The following is a 19647-nucleotide window of genomic DNA, read 5'->3' on the forward strand; positions in this document are numbered from 1 at the left end:
GTCACTCGTCCTCGGCGAGCGTCAGCTCGACACCGCCGACGAAGCCCGCGGACAGGTTGTAGATGAAGGAGCCGAGCGTCGCCAGCGCGGTCGCCAGCACCACGTTGATGACCGCGATCACCGACGTGAAGACCAGCACGCGCGGCAGCGACAGGAACGACTGGAGGTCGAAGCCGTTGCTCTCGTTCGAGCCGGTCGCCTCGCTGATCGTGCCGCCGACGGTCGAGAAGACGCCCATCGCGTCCATGACCATCCACAGCACCACCGCGGCGACGATCGTGCAGACGCCCAGCGCGATCGACAGCAGGAAGCTGACCTTCATCACCGACCACGGGTCGGCCTTGGCCACCCGCAGCCGGGCCTTGCGCGTCCGGGGCGCCGTACGCGTCCCCGTGCGCGGTGCGCGCTGTGCGGCCGCACCGCCGGCCCGCTGCGCGCCCTGGCCGGGAGGCGCGGCGTAGGCCTGGGGCGGCTGGTACGGCTGCGCGGGCCGCTCCTGGCCGGCGCCGGCACCGGTACTCGTACCGGTGCCCGCCCCGCCCGTGGCCTGCGGTCCTCGGGTGTCCGTCACGGTTCCCCCCTGGGAGTCCGCGGCGGGGCCACGGGCACCGTTCGCTCCAGTCTTGGCCGGTCCGGCGCCCGTGGCTCCACTCACGACTTACTCCTCGTGCTCCCCGGCCGGAGGCTGCGTGCCCCCGGCGGCCTCGGCGGCCTGTCCGTCGGCTGCCTCGGTCTCGATCTCTGTCTCGATCTCGTCGACCTCGTCAGCTTCCTGACCGGCCTCGGCGTTACGAGCGATGCCCACCACGGCATCGCGCTTGCCCAGGTTGATCAGCTGGACACCCATGGTGTCACGGCCGGTCTCCCTGACTTCGTTGACGCGCGTACGAATCACACCACCGCTGAGCGTGATGGCAAGAATCTCGTCCGTTTCGTCCACAACGAGCGCCCCAACGAGCGACCCGCGGTCCTCCACGATCTTCGCGGCCTTGATGCCCAGGCCGCCACGGCCCTGGACCCGGTACTCGTCGACCGGCGTGCGCTTGGCGTAGCCCCCGTCGGTCGCGGTGAACACGAACGTACCCGGCCGGACCACGCTCATCGAGAGCAGCTCGTCCGCGCCGCGGAAACTCATGCCCTTGACGCCCGAGGTCGCGCGGCCCATCGGGCGCAGCGAGTCGTCGGTCGCGGTGAACCGGATCGACTGCGCCTTGCGGCTGATGAGCAGCAGGTCGTCGTCGGCGGACACCAGCTCCGCGCCGATCAGCTCGTCGTCGCTGCCGTCCTCCGTCTCCCGGAGGTTGATCGCGATGACGCCGCCCGAGCGGGGCGAGTCGTAGTCCTTCAGCGCCGTCTTCTTCACCAGGCCGCCCTTGGTGGCCAGGATCAGGTAGGGCGCCGCCTCGTAGTCGCGGACCGCGAGGATCTGGGCGATCTTCTCGTCCGGCTGGAAGGCCAGCAGGTTCGCCACGTGCTGGCCGCGGGCGTCACGGCCGGCGTCCGGCAGCTCGTACGCCTTGGAGCGGTAGACGCGGCCCTTGTTCGTGAAGAACAGCAGCCAGTGGTGCGTGGTGGAGACGAAGAAGTGGTCGACCAGGTCGTCCTGCTTCAGCTTCGTCCCGCGGACGCCCTTGCCGCCGCGCTTCTGCGAGCGGTAGTCCTCGGTCTTGGTCCGCTTGACGTAGCCGCCGTGCGTGATCGTGACGACGATGTCCTCTTCGGCGATCAGGTCCTCCATGGACATGTCGCCGTCGAAGGGGACCAGCTTGGAGCGCCGGTCGTCGCCGAACTTCTCGACGATCGCGGCCAGTTCCTCGCTGACGATGGTGCGCTGGCGGGACTCCGAGGCCAGGATCGCGTTGTACTCGTTGATCTTGGCCTGGAGCTCGTCGTGCTCGGCGACGATCTTCTGCCGCTCCAGGGCCGCCAGGCGGCGGAGCTGCATCTCCAGGATCGCGTTCGCCTGGATCTCGTCGATCGACAGCAGGCCCATCAGGCCCTCGCGCGCGATCTCGACGGTGTTGCTGCGCCGGATCAGCGCGATGACCTCGTCGATCGCGTCCAGTGCCTTGAGCAGGCCGCGCAGGATGTGCGCCCGCTCCTCCGCCTTGCGCAGGCGGAACTTCGTGCGCCGGACGATGACCTCGATCTGGTGCGTCACCCAGTGGCGGATGAACGCGTCGATCGACAGCGTGCGCGGCACGCCGTCCACCAGCGCCAGCATGTTCGCGCCGAAGTTCGTCTGCAGGTCGGTGTGCTTGTACAGGTTGTTCAGCACGACCTTGGCGACGGCGTCGCGCTTGAGGACGATCACCAGGCGCTGGCCGGTCCGCGAGGACGTCTCGTCGCGGACGTCGGCGATGCCGCCGACCTTGCCGTCCTTGACGAGGTCCGCGATCTTCTGCGCGAGGTTGTCGGGGTTGGTCTGGTACGGGAGCTCCGTGACCACCAGGCACTGGCGGTTCTGGATCTCCTCGACCTCCACCACCGCGCGCATCGTGATGGAGCCGCGCCCGGTCCGGTACGCCTCCTCGATGCCCTTGCGGCCGACGACCAGGGCGCCCGACGGGAAGTCGGGGCCCTTGATCCGCTCGATGAGCGCGTCCTGCAGCTCCTCGTGCGAGGCCTCCGGGTGCTCCAGGGCCCACTGGGCGCCGGACGCGACCTCGCGGAGGTTGTGCGGCGGGATGTTGGTGGCCATGCCGACCGCGATGCCGGCGCTGCCGTTGACCAGCAGGTTCGGGAAGCGCGCCGGCAGGACCGTGGGCTCCTGGTTGCGGCCGTCGTAGTTGTCCGTGAAGTCGACGGTCTCCTCGTCGATGTCCCGGAGCATCTCCATGGCCAGCGGCATCAGCTTGCACTCGGTGTAGCGCATCGCGGCCGCCGGGTCGTTGCCCGGGGAGCCGAAGTTGCCGTTGCTGTCCACCAGCGGCATGCGCAGCGACCACGGCTGGGCCAGGCGGACCAGCGCGTCGTAGATCGAGGAGTCGCCGTGCGGGTGGTAGGTGCCCATGACGTCGCCGACGACGCGGGCGCACTTGTAGAAGCCCTTCTCGGGCCGGTAGCCGCCGTCGTACATCGCGTACAGCACGCGGCGGTGGACCGGCTTGAGGCCGTCCCGCACGTCCGGCAGGGCGCGCGAGACGATCACGGACATCGCGTAGTCGAGGTAGGAGCGCTGCATCTCCGTCTCGAGCCCGACGGGCTCGATACGCATGACGGGCTCCTCCGCGGAGTTCTCCGCAGTGGGGGTGGTTTCGTCGGCCATTGCTGGTCAGAGGTCCTTTCAGGCAGTCAGCTGAGCCGACTCAGATGTCGAGGAAGCGGACGTCCTTGGCGTTGCGCTGGATGAAGGAGCGCCGGGCTTCGACGTCCTCACCCATCAGCACCGAGAACAGGTCGTCGGCCTGTGCCGCGTCGTCCAGGGTCACCTGGCCGAGCACGCGGTGGTCCACGTCCATGGTGGTGATGCGCAGTTCCTCGGCGTTCATCTCGCCCAGACCCTTGAAGCGCTGGATCGAGTCTTCCTTGATCCGCTTGCCGTTCTGCTTGCCGAGCTCCACCAGGGCGTCGCGCTCGCGGTCGGAGTACGCGTACTCGAAGTCGTCCCGGCCCCACTTGATCTTGTACAGCGGAGGGCGGGAGAGGTACACGTGCCCGGCCTCGACCAGCGGCCGCATGAAGCGGAAGAGGAAGGTCAGGAGGAGGGTGTTGATGTGCTGGCCGTCGACGTCGGCGTCCGCCATCAGGATGATCTTGTGATAGCGCAGCTTCTCGATGTCGAAGTCCTCGTGGACGCCGGTGCCGAAGGCACTGATGAGCGCCTGGACCTCGGTGTTCTGGAGGATCTTGTCGATGCGGGCCTTCTCGACGTTCAGGATCTTGCCGCGGATGGGCAGGATGGCCTGGTACATCGGGTTGCGGCCGGACTTCGCGGAGCCGCCGGCCGAGTCGCCCTCGACGATGAAGATCTCGCACTTGGTCGGGTCGTTCGACTGGCAGTCGGACAGCTTGCCCGGCAGCGAGGCGCTCTCCAGCAGGCCCTTGCGGCGGGTGAGGTCGCGGGCCTTGCGGGCCGCGACGCGCGCCGTGGCCGCCTGGATCGACTTGCGGATGATGTCCGCGGCCTCGTTCGGGTTCCGGTCGAACCAGTCGTTGAGGTGCTCGTGGACGACCTTCTGCACGAAGGTCTTGGCCTCCGTGTTGCCCAGCTTGGTCTTCGTCTGGCCCTCGAACTGGGGCTCGCCCAGCTTCACCGAGATGATCGCCGTCAGACCCTCGCGGATGTCCTCGCCGGCGAGGTTGTCGTCCTTCTCGCGCAGGAACTTCTTCTCGCGCGCGTAGCGGTTGACCAGGCCGGTCAGCGCCGCGCGGAAGCCTTCCTCGTGCGTGCCGCCCTCGTGCGTGTGGATCGTGTTCGCGAAGGAGTAGACCCCCTCCGTGTACTGCGAGTTCCACTGCATCGCGATCTCGACCGAGAGCATGCGCTCCTTGTCCTCGGCCTCGACGTCGATGACGGTCGGGTGGATCATCTCGCCCTTGCGCGAGTTGAGGTACTTCACGAAGTCGACGATGCCGCCCTCGTAGTAGTACTTCACGGTGCGCGCCGGGGGCTCGACCGCGTCCGCGTCCGGGTCGTCCGCGCCGACGGTCGCCTTCGCGGACTCCCGCTCGTCCGTCAGCGACAGGGTCAGGCCCTTGTTGAGGAAGGCCATCTCCTGGAAGCGCCGCGACAGCGTCTCGAAGGAGTACTCGGTCGTCTCGAAGATGTCGGCGTCGGCCCAGAACGTCACCGAGGTGCCGGTCTCGTCGGTCTCCTCGTTCTTCGCGAGTTCCGCGGTCGGGGTACCGAGCTTGTAGTCCTGGGTCCAGCGGTAGCCGTCACGCCGGACCTCGACCGCGACCCGCTTGGACAGCGCGTTCACGACGGAGACGCCCACACCGTGCAGACCGCCGGAGACGGCGTAGCCGCCGCCGCCGAACTTGCCGCCCGCGTGCAGGACGGTCAGCACGACCTCGACGGCCGGCTTGCCCTCGGAGGGCACGATGTCGACCGGGATGCCACGGCCGTTGTCGATGACCCTGACCCCGCCGTCGGCGAGGATCGTGACGTCGATGGTGTCCGCGTGCCCGGCCAGCGCCTCGTCGACCGAGTTGTCGACGACCTCGTAGACGAGGTGGTGCAGACCGCGCTCACCCGTCGATCCGATGTACATGCCGGGCCGCTTGCGGACCGCGTCCAGGCCCTCCAGGACCTGGATGTTGCTTCCGGTATACGAAGATCCACCTGCCTCGGCGGCCTCGCCGCCGGCGGTGGACTCGTTCTTGTCGTTGGGGTTGCCGGAATCGGCCACGAAGCGCCCTTTCTGGCACAGCACAGGCCGTACTCCGGGCCAGCAGGCATGCGAGCGGGAGCGGCTGCGTCGATCTGCGTTGTCAGCGTGTAGTCGGCGTAAGTCGACGGGATCCCGCGATCGGGCGGGATTGGCTCCAGTCTACCGGTACCGCCGACATGAATGGGGGTTTGCCGGTACCTGAGTCCACATGTGCCGCCCTGAACCTCCTCTCTCCGACTCCCCATATACGGGGAGGGGCCCAAAGAGGCTCACACGGGCACCCAGCGCTTCGGCCTGTCAACCTCCCGCTACCGTGAGGGACGCCACGCGCGAACCGCCGCCGGACCGCGGGCCGGGCAGGCCGGGGCAGGCGCCGCCGGCCCGTTCCGGTCCGGGCGCCGGGGGCGACGGCAGCCGTGCACCGCCCGACCGCGGACACCGGGGCCGGGGCCCGCCGGGGCCGCCGCCGGCGAGGGGCCGGCTCAGCCGTAGGTGTCCCCCGGGCCCTTGCTCCCGGGCGCCCGCCACGGCCCGTACCCCTTGGGACGCCCGCCCGGACCGTGCACCTTGATCAGCCGTACCGTGCCCTGCCCCAGGTCCGCGTTGAGCCGCGCGACCAGCTGCGGGGCCAGCAGCTTCAGCTGCGCCGCCCACGCCGAGGAATCGCACCGCACGACCAGTTCACGGTCCTCGTAGCGTTCCGGTTCACAGTGCGCGGCGATGTCCGGGCCGACGATCTCCGGCCAGCGTTCCATCACGCCCGCCACCGCCATCGGCATCTCCCAGCCGCGCTCGGTGCGCAGCCGGTCCAGCGCCGCCATCAGCGGCATCGGGTCACGGCCATCCGCCCGGGCGCCCGAGCGCAGCCCCTGCTGGTGCTGCCGCTTGCGACCGCCGCCGGCCGCGTTGCCCCGGGCCCGCGCCTGCTCCCGGGCCGCCGCGAGGGCCTGGCGGGCCAGGTCCACCCCGGAGGCCTCCGGAACCCTGCGCGCCGGCTCCTGTCCGGCCCGGGGGCCGTCTCCCTGCTCGTTCACAGCCGTGTCACCTCACCGCCGGACACTCCGAACCGCGCTCCCGCCAGCACACCCGGAACGTCATCGTCCACAGCCGCCGTCACCAGGACCTGCTCGCCCGGCGCCACCAGCTCCGCCAGCCGCTCCCTGCGCCGCGCGTCCAGCTCGGCGAAGACGTCGTCCAGGATCAGCACGGGCTCGCTGCCCTCCGAGCGCAGCAGCTCGTACGAGGCCAGGCGCAGTGCCAGCGCGTACGACCACGACTCCCCGTGGCTGGCGTACCCCTTCGCGGGCAGCTCGCCCAGCCGCAGCAGCACGTCGTCGCGGTGCGGGCCGACCAGGGTCACCCCCCGCTCGATCTCCTGCTTGCGCACGTCGGCCAAGGCCGCCAGCAGGGCCTCGAACAGCGTCTCGCGGGTCCGCACGGCGCCGTCCACCGCCTCGGCCACCCCGCCCGCCGAGGACTTGTACGCCAGGTCCAGCGGGCCGCCGCCGGGTGCGAGCTGCTCGTACGCCTTGTCCGCCAGCGGCAGCAGCGTCGCGATCAGGTCGAGGCGGTGCGCCAGCAGCTCCGCGCCCGTGCGCGCCAGGTGCTGGTCCCACACGTCGAGGGTGGACAGGTCCATCGAGCGACCGCCGTGCCGGCGGGCCATCGCCGCGGACTTCAGCAGGGTGTTGCGCTGCTTGAGGACCCGCTCGTAGTCGGACCGGACCGCGGCCATCCGCGGCGAGCGCGCGGTGACGAGCTCGTCCAGGAACCGCCGCCGCTCTCCCGGGTCGCCCTTGACCAGGGCCAGGTCCTCCGGCGCGAACAGCACCGTGCGGACGATCCCCAGCACGTCCCGCGGCCGCACCTGCGAGGAGCGGTTGATCCGCGCCCGGTTCGCCCGCCCCGGGTTGAGCTCCAGCTCCACCAGCTGCCGGCGCTCGCCCTGGGTGAGGGCGGCGCGGATGACCGCACGCTCCGCGCCCATCCGCACGAGCGGGGCGTCCGAGGAGACGCGGTGGCTGCCGAGCGTGGCCAGGTAGCCGACGGCCTCGACGAGGTTCGTCTTGCCCTGGCCGTTGGGACCCACGAACGCGGTGACGCCCGGGTCGAGGGGTACCTCGGCCCGGGCGTACGAGCGGAAGTCGGCCAACGAGAGATGCGAAACATGCATACGGCGCCGACCTCCCCCGGCTTCCTGCTGCTCTGTGGTGCTGTGGTGCTGTGGTGCTGTGGTGGTGCTAGGCCTTCTCGACCGCGTGGCCGCCGAACTGGTTGCGCAGCGCGGCGATCATCTTCATCTGCGGGGAGTCGTCCTGGCGCGAGGCGAACCGCGCGAACAGCGACGCGGTGATCGCCGGCAGCGGAACGGCGTTGTCGATCGCCGCCTCCACGGTCCAGCGGCCCTCGCCCGAGTCCTGGGCGAAGCCGCGCAGCTGGTCCAGGTGCTCGTCCTCGTCGAGGGCGTTCACGGCCAGGTCCAGCAGCCAGGAGCGGATGACGGTGCCTTCCTGCCAGGAGCGGAAGACCTCGCGGACGTCGGTGACCGAGTCCACCTTCTCCAGGAGCTCCCAGCCCTCGGCGTAGGCCTGCATCATGGCGTACTCGATGCCGTTGTGAACCATCTTCGCGAAGTGGCCCGCGCCGACCTTGCCGGCGTGTACGGAGCCGAAGTCGCCCTCGGGCTTGAGGGCGTCGAAGACCGGCTGGACGCGGGCGACGTCGTCCGCGGAGCCGCCGTACATGAGGGCGTAGCCGTTCTCGAGGCCCCAGACGCCGCCGGAGACTCCGCAGTCGACGAAGCCGATGCCCTTGGCGGCGAGCTCCGCCGCGTGCTTCTCGTCGTCCGTCCAGCGCGAGTTGCCGCCGTCGACGACGACGTCGCCGGGGGAGAGCAGCTCGGCGAGCTCGTCGACGGTGGACTGGGTCGCCGCGCCTGCCGGGACCATGACCCACACCACGCGGGGGGCCTGCAGGCTGTCCACGAGTTCCCGCAGGCTGTGGACATCGGCGAGGTCCGGGCTGCGGTCGTATCCGATGACGGTGTGGCCTGCGCGGCGAATGCGCTCGCGCATGTTGCCGCCCATCTTGCCGAGACCGACGAGACCAAGCTCCATCAGGTGGTTCCTTAAGCGTTGTGGCCGTCTGTACCGGGGGTCCCCTGCTTCCCGGAGACACCCCCGGCCCCGAGCCTACGCCGGGGCGGGCCTGACGGCTTCACGGGGCGCACGGGGACCGTGACGCGGTCAGGCCCGGTCCCGCAGACTGCGAAACCGGGCCTGACCTGCGAAGCATCAACCGGAGAGGCGCACCGGCATGATCAGGTACTTGTACGCCTCGTCTGCTTCGGCGTCGACCGCGGGACGGCCGCTGAGCAGGGCCGGCTTGGTGGACGTGGTGAAGCTGAGCTGGGCGGCGGGCGAGTCGATCGCGCTCAGGCCGTCCAGCAGGAAAGTCGGGTTGAAGGCGATCGAGATGTCGTCGCCCTCGAGCTTGGCGTCGACGCGCTCCACAGCCTGTGCGTCGTCGCTGGAACCGGCTTCCAGGATGAGCACGCCCTGCTCGAAGCTCAGTCGGACGGGGGTGTTGCGCTCGGCGACCAGGGCGACGCGCTTGACGGCCTCGACGAACGGGGCGGTCTCGATCACGGCGACGGAGTTGAACTCGGTCGGGAAGAGCGTCCGGTACTTCGGCAGGTCTCCTTCGAGCAGCCGGGTGGTGGTGCGGCGGCCGGCGCCCTCGAAGCCGATCAGACCCTCGCCCTGACCGGAGCCGGAGAGCGCCAGGGTGACGGTGTCACCGCTGGTCAGGGACTTCGCGGTGTCCAGGAGGGTCTTCGCGGGGACCAGCGCCACGGCGGAGGCCTCCGGGTCCTCCGGCTTCCACAGGAACTCGCGGACCGCGAAGCGGTAGCGGTCGGTGGAGGCCAGGGTGACGCGGTCGCCCTCGATCTCGATGCGGACACCGGTGAGCACGGGCAGCGTGTCGTCGCGGCCCGCGGCGATGGCGACCTGGGCGGCGGCGGAGGCGAAGACCTCACCGGGCACGGTGCCGGTCGCGGTCGGCATCTGCGGCAGTGCCGGGTACTCCTCCACAGGCAGGGTGTGGAGTGTGAACCGCGAGGAACCGCAGACCACGGTCGCCCGTACACCGTCTGTGGAAATCTCCACCGGCCGGTTGGGGAGGGCGCGGCAGATGTCGGCGAGGAGCCGGCCGGACACCAGGACTGTGCCGTCCTCCTCGACGTCCGCGTCGACCGAGACCCGGGCCGAGACCTCGTAGTCGAAGCCGGAGAGGCTCAGCTTGCCGTCCTCGGCCTTCAGCAGAAGGCCCGCGAGAACGGGGACCGGCGGCCGGGCCGGGAGGCTGCGGGCCGTCCAGGCCACCGCCTCCGCGAGTACGTCGCGCTCCACCCGGATCTTCACCGGAACCGCCTCCTGCTGTTGCTCGCTCGTCTTGCCGGCCTTCGTCGTCGGCTCGTCGATGCCTCGACCGATGCCGGGGACCAGTCTGACGTACGGCGCCGACAGTCGGTGCGGTCGGCGGTCAAGTCGGGGACGAGGCGGCGGCGAGCCCGCCCACCGAGTTGTGCACAGGTCCTGCTTGAAAACCGAATCCGAGCTAACTCTCTATGGGGGTAGTAGTAGGGGCTGTGGATACAGTGGATAACACCGTTTCCGCAGGTCAGAGCGGCTTTTTTATCCACCGGGCCTGTGGGCGGCACCGGTGGACAACACGGTGTTCCTGTGGAGAACGAAAACTTCTGCACAGGCCGTCCCCAGGAGAGCCCTACTACTCCACAGGTGTGTCCCCAGCTTTCCCCCGGTACTCCACAACCCAAACGTCTACTTCCGTGTGACCGCTTTCACTCGGGGCGGTGAGAGGGGGTGGCGCGTTGCCGAACAGTGGACAACGGTGTGGAGAAGTCCTCGGATCCTGTGCACAGGGTCGGCGAAGCTGTGGGCCGCCGGTGGACAGAGGCGTGGACAGCCCTGTGGACGAAATATTTGTCCACAGCCTGTGGATGACGCTTGCGCACAATTCCACAGGGGTCTGACCTGCCCTGATGGGGACTCACCCCGCAGCCCTGTGGACAGATTGTGGGTGACGGATCCCGTCCCCAGGCTGTGGACGGAAGAAAGTCCGGGAATCTGTGGATGACTTGCTCCCTCGGGGGCGTATTCGAACAGCCCAGGGGCGCACGGACGAAGAAGGGCGCCCCCGTTGTGGTCCGGAAGCGCCCTCTGCGTGCGTGTGAAGGGGCCCTGGCACCGCTCCTGCGGGCCGTCTCAGGCGTTCTTGATGCGGTTGGTGAGCTCCGTGACCTGGTTGTAGATGGAGCGCCGCTCGGCCATCAGGGCCCGGATCTTGCGGTCCGCGTGCATGACGGTGGTGTGGTCGCGGCCGCCGAACTGCGCCCCGATCTTGGGCAGGGAGAGGTCGGTGAGCTCCCGGCACAGGTACATCGCGATCTGCCGGGCGGTCACCAGGACCCGGCTGCGGGACGACCCGCAGAGGTCGTCCACCGTCAGCCCGAAGTAGTCCGCGGTGGCGGCCATGATGTCCGAGGCGGTGATCTCGGGCGCGCTGTCCTCGCCGCCCGGGATCAGGTTCTTGAGGACGTCCTCGGTGAGGCCGAGGTCGACCGGCTGCCGGTTCAGGCTCGCGAAGGCCGTGACCCGGATCAGCGCCCCCTCCAGCTCGCGGATGTTGCGCGAGATGCGTGAGGCGATGAACTCCAGTACCTCCGGAGGGGCGTTGAGCTGCTCCTGGACGGCCTTCTTGCGCAGGATCGCGATACGGGTCTCCAGCTCGGGCGGCTGGACGTCGGTGATCAGGCCCCACTCGAAGCGGTTGCGGAGCCGGTCCTCCAGGGTGACGAGCTGCTTGGGCGGCCGGTCGGAGGACAGCACGATCTGCTTGTTGGCGTTGTGGAGCGTGTTGAAGGTGTGGAAGAACTCCTCCTGCGTCGACTCCTTGCTCGCGAGGAACTGGATGTCGTCGACCAGCAGGATGTCCATCTCCCGGTACCGCTTGCGGAAGGCGTCGCCCTTGCCGTCGCGGATGGAGTTGATGAACTCGTTGGTGAACTCCTCGGAGCTCACGTACCGCACGCGGGTCCCCGGGTACAGGCTCCGCGCGTAGTGCCCGATGGCGTGCAGCAGGTGCGTCTTGCCGAGGCCCGACTCCCCGTAGATGAAGAGGGGGTTGTACGCCTTGGCGGGCGCCTCGGCGACGGCCACCGCGGCGGCGTGCGCGAAGCGGTTGGAGGCGCCGATGACGAAGGTGTCGAACAGGTACTTGGGGTTCAGCCGGGCGGTCGGCTCCAGCGGACCCGAGGTCGAGCCGCCGGACGGGCCCGGCGCCGAGGGCCGGCCCTGGGGCTGGCGCGGCGCCGGCTGCTCGTACTGCTGCTGCTCGTATTGATGGGACTGCCGCGACTGCTGGGGCTCGTACTGCTGCTGTTCGTACTTCTGCTGCTCGTACGAGCCCTGGTCGTAGCCGGAGGGCTCGGACTGCTGGAGGTAGCCCGGCTGCGGGGAGGCGTACGGGTCGCGCTCGGGGAAACCGCCGAGGCGCGGCTGCTGCCAGCCGTAGTCGTCCTGCTGCCCGCCGCGGGGCCAGGACCCGGGCTCGGGGCGGGGCTGCTGGTAGTCCGGGTAGGCGGGACGTCCGCTCGGGAGCTGGTCGTCCGAGGGGCCGCCGCCGGAGCGCTGGCCGCCGTACGGCTCGTACCCGTCGCGCTGCTGGACGGACTGGGCCGGCGGAGCGGGCTCGCCCGCGGAGTCGTCCACGGTGATGGCGATCCGGATGGGCCGGCCGCACTCCCGGCTCAGCGCGTCGCTGATGAGCGGGGCGAGCCGGCCTTCGAGGACGCGCTTGCCCCACTCGTTGGGGACGGCGAGCAGTGCGGTGTCGGCGACGAGGGCCAGGGGCTGACAGCGCTCGACCCACTGCTTGTCCTTGGGCTCGATCCCCGGCTGTCCCTCCCCGAGGAGCTTTTCGAGCACCCTTGGCCACACTGCGGCAAGATCGGCAGGTACGTCAGCCACAGAGCACGCTCTCTCACGGGGGTCCCACGAATGTGTGGTTCTTTGGGACGGTCGGGGCAAAAAATCCGGGGTCAGTCAACGGTAGTCAGGGCGACGGGTACGGTTCAAGTCGTTGTCCACAGCCTGTGCACAGTGTGGGGCACCGTCGGCTCGGTTTGACCGGATGGCGTAGCCGCGCGTACCGTAACGAGGTCGAGTTGTCGATGGCTGCTGCCGCCTGCCTACCGATGGGCGAAGATCACCGAACGTGATCGTTTGCGGTGCCACTCGGGCGAACACGCGAGTTGTTTCCTCGTGGGCGCACGGTGACAGCCAGGCGATGTCCCGCCACAACGATTCATTCTCTGGAGCCCCCGAGTGAGCAAGCGCACCTTCCAGCCGAACAACCGCCGTCGTGCCAAGACCCACGGCTTCCGTCTCCGGATGCGTACCCGTGCCGGTCGCGCGATCCTGGCGAACCGCCGTGGCAAGGGCCGCGCCGCCCTTTCCGCGTAACCAACAGACGCAGGTCGTGACGTCGTGCTGTCTCCCGAAAATCGGCTGAGGCGGCGCGAGGACTTCGCGAGCGCGGTACGTCGAGGACGCCGGGCCGGTCGCCCGCTCCTCGTCGTCCACCTACGTACAAGCGGTGCAACGGACCCGCACGAGCCGGGGGAGATCGATCCCTCGACGCGTGCGGGTTTCGTCGTCAGCAAGGCCGTGGGCAACGCCGTCGTCCGTAACCGGGTCAAGCGCCGCTTGCGCCATCTCGTCCGTGAGCGGCTCTCCCAGCTGCCCACCGGTAGCCTGGTGGTGGTACGTGCGCTGCCCGGATCGGGCGACGCCGGCCCCGACGAACTGGCCCGGGACCTGGATGCCGCGCTGACGCGGCTCCTGGGAGGCGTCGCTCGATGAAGTACCCGCTGCTCGCTTTGATCAAGCTGTACCAGTGGACGATCAGTCCGCTGCTCGGCCCGGTGTGCCGGTACTACCCCTCGTGTTCGCACTACGGGTACGCGGCCATCGACCGGCATGGTGCGGTCAAGGGGACGGTCCTGGCCGCCTGGCGGATCCTGCGGTGCAATCCGTGGTCCCCGGGCGGCGTGGACCACGTCCCACCCCGTAAACGCCCGCGTTGGCACGAGCAGCTGCGCAGTGCGTTGCGTAGATCTCGCAATGCTCAAGGAGCCTGATTAGTGGACACGATTGCCGGTCTGTTCAGCTTTATCACCACACCCGTCTCGTGGATCATCGTCCAGTTCCACAGCGTCTATGGCGCGGTCTTCGGGCCGGACAGTGGGTGGGCCTGGGGCCTGTCCATCGTGTCCTTGGTGATCCTGATCCGTATCTGCCTGATCCCGCTCTTCGTGAAGCAGATCAAGGCGACGCGTGGCATGCAGGCGCTCCAGCCGAAGATGAAGGCGATCCAGGAGCGCTACAAGAACGACAAGCAGCGTCAGTCCGAAGAGATGATGAAGCTGTACAAGGAGACGGGTACCAACCCGCTCTCCTCGTGCCTTCCCATCCTGGCGCAGTCCCCGTTCTTCTTCGCGCTCTACCACGTGCTCGCCAGCATCGCCAACGGCGAGACGATCGGCGTCATCAACCAGTCGCTGCTGGAGAGTGCCCGTCAGGCGCACATCTTCGGCGCCCCGCTGGCCGCCAAGTTCACGGACAGCGCCGAGAAGGTCGCGGGCCTGGACGCGTCGATCACCAACGTGCGCATCGTGACCGCCGTCATGATCGTCCTGATGTCGCTGTCGCAGTTCTACACGCAGCGCCAGCTGATGCAGAAGAACGTCGACCTGTCGGTCAAGACGCCGTTCATGCAGCAGCAGAAGATGCTGATGTACATCTTCCCGCTGATCTTCGCGGTCATGGGCATCAACTTCCCCGTCGGTGTCCTCGTCTACTGGCTCACCACGAACGTCTGGACCATGGGTCAGCAGATGTACGTGATCAACCAGAACCCGACGCCGGGCAGCATGGCGCAGGACCAGTACCTGACCCGTCTGCTGAAGCACATCAGCACGAACGGTGACGTCAAGGGCCGGAGCAAGAAGAAGATCGTCGCGGGGATCGTGGCCAAGGGCCCGGACCGCAACGACAACGAGCGCAAGTTCATCAACGCGCTGACGAAGCAGGGTCTGGCCGCCCAGGCCGACGGTTCCGTGTCCAAGAGTGTCGAGGCCACGACGGACTCCGACGCGGCGAGTGGTGGTGCCGCGAAGCGGCAGCAGCCGAAGCGCCAGTCGAAGTCGCAGCGCCAGACGCCCACCAAGCCCTCTCCCAAGAAGTAAGAAGGAGTCCCTCCCGTGACGGAAGGCACCACCACCGCCGCCGCTGAGGGTGGCGACACCCTGACCCGCCTCGAGCAGGAGGGCGAGATCGCGGCCGACTACCTCGAGGGTCTGCTGGACATCGCCGACCTCGACGGGGACATCGACATGGACGTCGAGGCCGACCGGGCCGCGGTGTCGATCGTCAGTGACTCGGCCGCCGGCGACCTGCACAAGCTCGTGGGCCGCGAGGGCGAGGTCCTGGAGGCCCTGCAGGAGCTCACGCGCCTTGCCGTGCACCGGGAGACCGGGGACCGCAGCCGGCTGATGCTGGACATCGACGGGTTCCGCGCGAAGAAGCGCGAGGAGCTGACGGCGGCGGGCGCTCAGGCCGCGGCGGACGTGAAGGCGTCCGGCGAGCCCCTGAAGCTGGCACCCATGACCCCGTTCGAGCGAAAGGTCGTCCACGACGCGGTGGCGGCCGCGGGCCTGCGCAGCGAGTCCGAGGGCGAGGAGCCGCAGCGCTTCGTCGTGGTACTCCCCGCCTGACCTGTAGCGCGAGTGTTCGGCCCCGTCTGTGTAGCAGGCGGGGCCGATGTTTGTCAGCCTGGCATGTGAACAACGCACCATCGTGAAGACGTGGTCTTCAGAACCATGCGGTACGGAAGGACGGTCCCCGTGACGGAGGCAGCTGAGCTTCCCCCGGCGCCTGAAGAGGCGCGCGCGGTGTTCGGTGAGTTTTTCCCGGAAGCTGTGCGCTACGCGGAGCTGCTGGCCGATGCGGGAGTCAAGCGGGGTCTGATCGGGCCCCGCGAGGTGCCGCGGCTCTGGGAGCGGCACCTGTTGAACTGCGCTGTGCTCTCGGAAGTGGTGCCGCAGAACGTCACCGTGTGCGACGTGGGCTCGGGCGCCGGGCTTCCCGGCATCCCCCTGGCCCTGGTGCGGCGTGATCTCAAGATCACGCTGCTCGAGCCGCTGCTGCGCCGGACGACCTTCCTCCAGGAGGCCGTGGAGCTGCTCGGCCTCGACCACGTCACCGTGGTGCGCGGGCGGGCCGAGGAGGTCCTCGGCAAGCTGCAGCCGGTGCACGTGGTGACGGCGCGCGCGGTCGCCCCGCTGGACCGGCTGGCCGGCTGGGGCGTACCCCTGCTCCGCCCCTACGGGGAGATGCTGGCGCTCAAGGGCGACACCGCAGACGAGGAGCTGGTGGCGGCGAAGGTCGCCCTGGCGAAGCTCGGTGTGGTGAAGACCTCGGTACTCCAGGTGGGCGAGGGCGTCGTGGATCCGCTGTCCACGGTGGTGCGCGTCGAGGTCGGAGAGAGCCCCGGTGGAGTGAGGTTCGCGGCCAAGCGGGCTAAGGCGGCGCGGGTGGGACGCGTTCGCCGCCGCCGTTGATCATGCTGCTCCAGCGGCGTCCGCGCGGGAGATTTCGTCTGTGTTGAGCCCTATAGGTATGGATTTCGGAGTGTCGTAGCGGCCTGAAGACTCCGTCCGGGCATCGTGTTTCACGTGAAACGTCGCTCTCTGCTGCACGGAATCATCAGCCGCGGTCGGGCGGCTGCGGCCCCTCGCCCCCGCAAGGACGCGAGGGGGACGGAGTTGTCCACAACGGTGGATTCATCCACAGGAGTACGGGCCCCGCTGGTTCGCGACCCGGGTGACATGGCAGGCTCTGTGCATCGCGAGCCTGATGTCGAGGAGAGTGACACCGTGCGGTCCGACGCCAACCTCGCGGGGCCGATGGCCGATCCGGTCCCCGGTCCCCGCTCTGAATCGGCGGGGGAGGATGTTTCACGTGAAACATCGTCCCCGCCCCTTGTAGACAACGACACCCCCATCGGCCGAGCCGCCCAGCTGGCGGTCGAGGCACTGGGGCGGGCCGGTGACGGGCTCCCCCGTCCGGACCAGACCCGGATCATCGTGGTCGCCAACCAGAAGGGCGGGGTGGGCAAGACCACCACGACCGTGAACCTGGCGGCTTCGCTGGCCCTGCACGGCGCACGCGTCCTGGTGGTCGACCTCGACCCGCAGGGCAACGCGTCCACGGCGCTCGGCATCGATCACCACGCCGATGTCCCGTCGATCTACGACGTACTCGTCGACAGTCGGCCGCTGCTCGAAGTGGTCCAGCCGGTGGCGGACGTGGAGGGCCTGTTCTGTGCCCCGGCCACGATCGATCTGGCGGGCGCCGAGATCGAGCTGGTATCGCTCGTGGCCCGCGAAAGCCGGCTCCAGCGGGCGATCCAGGCGTACGAGCAGCCGCTCGACTACATCCTGATCGACTGCCCGCCCTCGCTGGGTCTACTCACCGTGAACGCACTGGTGGCGGGCGCGGAGGTACTGATCCCGATCCAGTGCGAGTACTACGCGCTGGAGGGGCTCGGCCAGCTGCTTCGCAACGTCGACCTGGTGCGTGCCCACCTGAACCCGACGCTGCACGTGTCGACCATCCTGCTCACGATGTACGACGGCAGGACCCGGCTGGCCTCGCAGGTGGCGGAGGAGGTGCGCACGCACTTCGGCAAGGAGGTGCTGCGCACCAGCATCCCGCGGTCGGTGCGCATCTCCGAGGCGCCGAGCTACGGACAGACGGTTCTCACGTACGACCCGGGTTCCAGCGGTTCCCTTTCCTACCTGGAGGCGGCACGCGAGATCGCGTATCGCGGGGTCGGAATGCACTACGACGCCCAGCACGCCCATCTGGGCGCGGGCATGAACAGCACGCAGAGTGTGGCGGAGGGGATCCAGTGAGTGAGCGACGTAGGGGTCTGGGACGGGGACTCGGTGCACTGATCCCCGCGGCTCCGCAAGAGAAGACACCGCCGGTGATCGGTGCCGGGTCGACGTCTCCGTCGGCGGTTCCGGTGCTGACCTCGGAGCGCGGGGTCGCGGCGGCGAAGCTCGCCGCCCTGGCGCAGGCGGATGTTTCACGTGAAACATCGCTCGCCGTCGTCCCGGCAGAGCCGGACCCGGTGGCGGCCGAGGCCAACGTGGTGGCGGGGGCGACGTTCGCGGAACTTCCGATGGACGCCATCACGCCCAATCCCCGTCAGCCGCGCGACGTGTTCGACGAGGACGCCTTGGCCGAGCTGGTCACCTCCATCCAGGAGGTGGGTCTGCTCCAGCCGGTGGTCGTGAGGCAGGCGGCTCCCGGCCGCTATGAGCTGATCATGGGTGAGCGCCGCTGGCGGGCGTGCCGCGAGGCCGGGCTGGAGAGCATTCCGGCGATCATCCGTGCCACGGACGACGAGAAGCTGCTGCTGGACGCCTTGCTGGAGAACCTGCACCGGGCGCAGCTGAACCCGCTGGAAGAGGCCGCGGCCTACGACCAGCTGCTGCGGGACTTCAACTGCACGCACGACCAGCTGGCCGACCGGATCGGCCGGTCCCGCCCGCAGGTGTCGAACACCCTGCGGCTGTTGAGGCTGTCGCCGTCGGTGCAGCGCCGCGTGGCGGCGGGCGTGCTGTCGGCGGGTCACGCGCGGGCCCTGCTGTCGGTGGACGACTCCGAAGTGCAGGACCGGCTGGCACACCGGATCGTGGCCGAGGGCCTTTCGGTGCGGGCGGTCGAGGAGATCGTGACGCTGATGGCGTCGGAGCCGTCGAGCTCGGTCAAGTCGAAGGGGCCGCGGGCCGGTGCCCGGGTGGCGCCGGCGCTCAACGAGCTGGCGACGCGACTGTCGGACCGGTTCGAGACGCGGGTGAAGGTGGACCTGGGTCAGAAGAAGGGCAAGATCACCGTCGAGTTCGCCTCGATGGAGGATCTGGAGCGGATCCTCGGCACGCTGGCGCCCGGTGAGGGCCGGGTACTGGAACAGGGGCCGTCCGGGGAGTAGGCCTCGGCCCGTAGGGGCGGATCGCGCTGGTGACAACCGGCGCGGTCCGCCCCTTCGCCGTGTCCGGCCGGGGCGTTGACCCGTCGAAGAAGGAGGGGGCTGTGGATACGATGCGTTCATGGGTCGTCGGCTGGTACCGCTCACGCTGGACAACCTCCCGGACCTGCCCCGGCGTTGCCGGTCCTGTGTGTTCTGGGAGCTGGATCCGGTCAGTGGGGAAGCCGCCGTGAAGGCGGGCACCGCGGACTCGGAGAAGGAGGCGTGGATCTCGGCCGTCCTTCTGGAGTGGGGGTCGTGCGGCCGAGTGGTCTACGTGGACGACGTCCCGGTGGGGTTCGTGCTGTACGCGCCCCCCGCGTACGTGGCCCGGGCCACCGCCTTCCCGACCAGCCCGGTCTCACCCGACGCCGTACAGCTGATCACCTCGTGGATCATGCCGGGCTATCAGGGCCAGGGCCTGGGGCGCGTGATGGTCCAGACGGTGGCGAAGGATCTGCTGCGCCGGGGGTTCCGGGCGATCGAGGCCTTCGGTGACGCCCGCTGGGACGGCCCTGCCTGTCTGCTGCCGGCGGACCATCTGCTCGCGGTGGGCTTCAAGACCGTACGGCCCCACCCGGTGCACCCGCGGTTGCGGTTGGAGCTGCGCTCCACGCTGTCGTGGAAGGAAGACGTGGAGATGGCGCTGGACCGCTTGCTGGGCGGGGCACGCAAGGAGCCGGTCCTGCGCCCGCTGTGATCCGGGAAAGCGGAACGGGGCCGCCTCTGGGGGCGACCCCGTTTCACGTGAAACACCGTTGCCGTCGAACGGTCTCGACTCAGACGGTCTTGACCTCGACGAAGTCGGCGAGGTCACGCAGGATGGCGGCCTTCGGCTTGGCGCCGACGATGGTCTTGGCGACCTCGCCACCCTGGTAGACGTTCAGCGTGGGGATGGACATGACGCCGTACTTGGCAGCCGTGGCCGGGTTCTCGTCGATGTTCAGCTTGACGATCTCGATCTGGTCGCCGTACTCGGCGGCGATCGCCTCGAGGGACGGCGCGATCTGGCGGCACGGTCCGCACCAGGCGGCCCAGAAGTCCACCAGCACGGGCTTGTCGCTCTTGAGGACCTCGGCGTCGAAGTCAGCGTCGGTCACGTTCTTGAGGGTGCCGGCCACAGCGGCCT

The 19647-nt window shown here is 69.1% G+C and carries 18 protein-coding genes; 9 read left to right on the forward strand and 9 right to left on the reverse strand.

Features of this window, described 5'->3' with window-relative positions:
- Position 1 precedes the first annotated feature (1 nt).
- The 8 genes from ACZ6S8_RS09475 to dnaA all read right to left on the reverse strand — a co-directional run bounded on the left by ACZ6S8_RS09475 (position 2) and on the right by dnaA (position 12388).
- A complete protein-coding gene (locus ACZ6S8_RS09475) occupies positions 2-571 on the reverse strand; it encodes a DUF3566 domain-containing protein (protein ID WP_469453999.1) in 570 nt (189 codons plus the stop codon).
- Between the two features lie 87 nt (positions 572-658).
- On the reverse strand, positions 659-3268 hold the full coding sequence (gene gyrA / locus ACZ6S8_RS09480) for a DNA gyrase subunit A (RefSeq protein WP_469454001.1): 2610 nt from the start codon (positions 3266-3268) through the stop codon (positions 659-661).
- Positions 3269-3308: 40 nt separating this feature from the next.
- Entirely contained in the window at positions 3309-5378 is a 2070-nt protein-coding gene (gyrB, locus tag ACZ6S8_RS09485; protein ID WP_469454003.1) for a DNA topoisomerase (ATP-hydrolyzing) subunit B, read from the reverse strand.
- A 440-nt stretch (positions 5379-5818) separates the two neighbouring features.
- Positions 5819-6370 (reverse strand): DciA family protein, encoded by a 552-nt coding sequence (locus ACZ6S8_RS09490; protein ID WP_469454005.1) that lies wholly within the window; start codon positions 6368-6370, stop codon positions 5819-5821.
- Positions 6367-7509, reverse strand: coding sequence for a DNA replication/repair protein RecF (recF, locus tag ACZ6S8_RS09495; RefSeq protein WP_469454007.1), 1143 nt, complete (start codon positions 7507-7509; stop codon positions 6367-6369). Before recF ends, ACZ6S8_RS09490 begins: the two co-directional genes overlap by 4 nt.
- Before the next feature lie 67 nt (positions 7510-7576).
- On the reverse strand, positions 7577-8452 hold the full coding sequence (gene gnd / locus ACZ6S8_RS09500; RefSeq protein WP_383915960.1) for a phosphogluconate dehydrogenase (NAD(+)-dependent, decarboxylating): 876 nt from the start codon (positions 8450-8452) through the stop codon (positions 7577-7579).
- A 177-nt stretch (positions 8453-8629) separates the two neighbouring features.
- Positions 8630-9760, reverse strand: coding sequence for a DNA polymerase III subunit beta (gene dnaN / locus ACZ6S8_RS09505; protein ID WP_383915958.1), 1131 nt, complete (start codon positions 9758-9760; stop codon positions 8630-8632).
- A gap of 864 nt (positions 9761-10624) precedes the next feature.
- Positions 10625-12388: a chromosomal replication initiator protein DnaA gene (gene dnaA / locus ACZ6S8_RS09510; protein ID WP_469454009.1), complete on the reverse strand. Its 1764-nt coding sequence runs from the start codon at positions 12386-12388 to the stop codon at positions 10625-10627.
- 357 nt (positions 12389-12745) lie between these two features.
- Here dnaA and rpmH point away from each other — a divergent pair, with 357 nt between their 5' ends.
- From rpmH to ACZ6S8_RS09555, 9 genes are all read left to right on the forward strand, one after another.
- Entirely contained in the window at positions 12746-12883 is a 138-nt protein-coding gene (rpmH, locus tag ACZ6S8_RS09515; RefSeq protein WP_008741645.1) for a 50S ribosomal protein L34, read from the forward strand.
- 24 nt (positions 12884-12907) lie between these two features.
- Positions 12908-13282, forward strand: coding sequence for a ribonuclease P protein component (gene rnpA, locus ACZ6S8_RS09520; RefSeq protein ID WP_469454011.1), 375 nt, complete (start codon positions 12908-12910; stop codon positions 13280-13282).
- Positions 13279-13560, forward strand: a complete 282-nt coding sequence (gene yidD / locus ACZ6S8_RS09525) for a membrane protein insertion efficiency factor YidD (protein WP_469454014.1) — start codon at positions 13279-13281, stop codon at positions 13558-13560. The genes rnpA and yidD overlap by 4 nt, the downstream gene beginning before the upstream one ends.
- Positions 13561-13563: 3 nt before the next feature.
- On the forward strand, positions 13564-14667 hold the full coding sequence (yidC, locus tag ACZ6S8_RS09530; RefSeq protein WP_469454015.1) for a membrane protein insertase YidC: 1104 nt from the start codon (positions 13564-13566) through the stop codon (positions 14665-14667).
- Positions 14668-14682: 15 nt separating this feature from the next.
- Positions 14683-15195: a Jag family protein gene (locus ACZ6S8_RS09535; protein WP_469454017.1), complete on the forward strand. Its 513-nt coding sequence runs from the start codon at positions 14683-14685 to the stop codon at positions 15193-15195.
- Between the two features lie 105 nt (positions 15196-15300).
- Positions 15301-16041, forward strand: coding sequence for a 16S rRNA (guanine(527)-N(7))-methyltransferase RsmG (rsmG, locus tag ACZ6S8_RS09540; protein ID WP_267721668.1), 741 nt, complete (start codon positions 15301-15303; stop codon positions 16039-16041).
- Positions 16042-16308: 267 nt separating this feature from the next.
- Entirely contained in the window at positions 16309-17397 is a 1089-nt protein-coding gene (locus tag ACZ6S8_RS09545; RefSeq protein WP_469454019.1) for a ParA family protein, read from the forward strand.
- Entirely contained in the window at positions 17394-18482 is a 1089-nt protein-coding gene (locus ACZ6S8_RS09550; RefSeq protein WP_469454021.1) for a ParB/RepB/Spo0J family partition protein, read from the forward strand. Before ACZ6S8_RS09545 ends, ACZ6S8_RS09550 begins: the two co-directional genes overlap by 4 nt.
- A gap of 118 nt (positions 18483-18600) precedes the next feature.
- The gene (locus ACZ6S8_RS09555; protein WP_469454023.1) at positions 18601-19218 is read left to right on the forward strand and encodes a GNAT family N-acetyltransferase; all 618 of its coding nucleotides are present in this window, start codon (positions 18601-18603) and stop codon (positions 19216-19218) included.
- A gap of 79 nt (positions 19219-19297) precedes the next feature.
- Here the strand turns inward: ACZ6S8_RS09555 and trxA are convergent, their stop codons facing one another.
- On the reverse strand, positions 19298-19639 hold the full coding sequence (trxA, locus tag ACZ6S8_RS09560; RefSeq protein ID WP_383915942.1) for a thioredoxin: 342 nt from the start codon (positions 19637-19639) through the stop codon (positions 19298-19300).
- Between the last annotated feature and the right edge of the window lie 8 nt (positions 19640-19647).

The organism is Streptomyces sp. NPDC048461, assembly GCF_055587105.1.

Bases quoted from the DNA above. Each gene is read 5' to 3' on its own strand.
- rsmG (WP_267721668.1), top strand. From the start codon at position 15,301: ATGCGGTACGGAAGGACGGTCCCCGTGACGGAGGCAGCTGAGCTTCCC.
- ACZ6S8_RS09545 (WP_469454019.1), top strand. From the start codon at position 16,309: ATGGCAGGCTCTGTGCATCGCGAGCCTGATGTCGAGGAGAGTGACACC.
- recF (WP_469454007.1), bottom strand. From the start codon at position 7,509: ATGCATGTTTCGCATCTCTCGTTGGCCGACTTCCGCTCGTACGCCCGG.
- ACZ6S8_RS09555 (WP_469454023.1), top strand. From the start codon at position 18,601: ATGGGTCGTCGGCTGGTACCGCTCACGCTGGACAACCTCCCGGACCTG.
- yidD (WP_469454014.1), top strand. From the start codon at position 13,279: ATGAAGTACCCGCTGCTCGCTTTGATCAAGCTGTACCAGTGGACGATC.
- gyrA (WP_469454001.1), bottom strand. From the start codon at position 3,268: ATGGCCGACGAAACCACCCCCACTGCGGAGAACTCCGCGGAGGAGCCC.
- gnd (WP_383915960.1), bottom strand. From the start codon at position 8,452: ATGGAGCTTGGTCTCGTCGGTCTCGGCAAGATGGGCGGCAACATGCGC.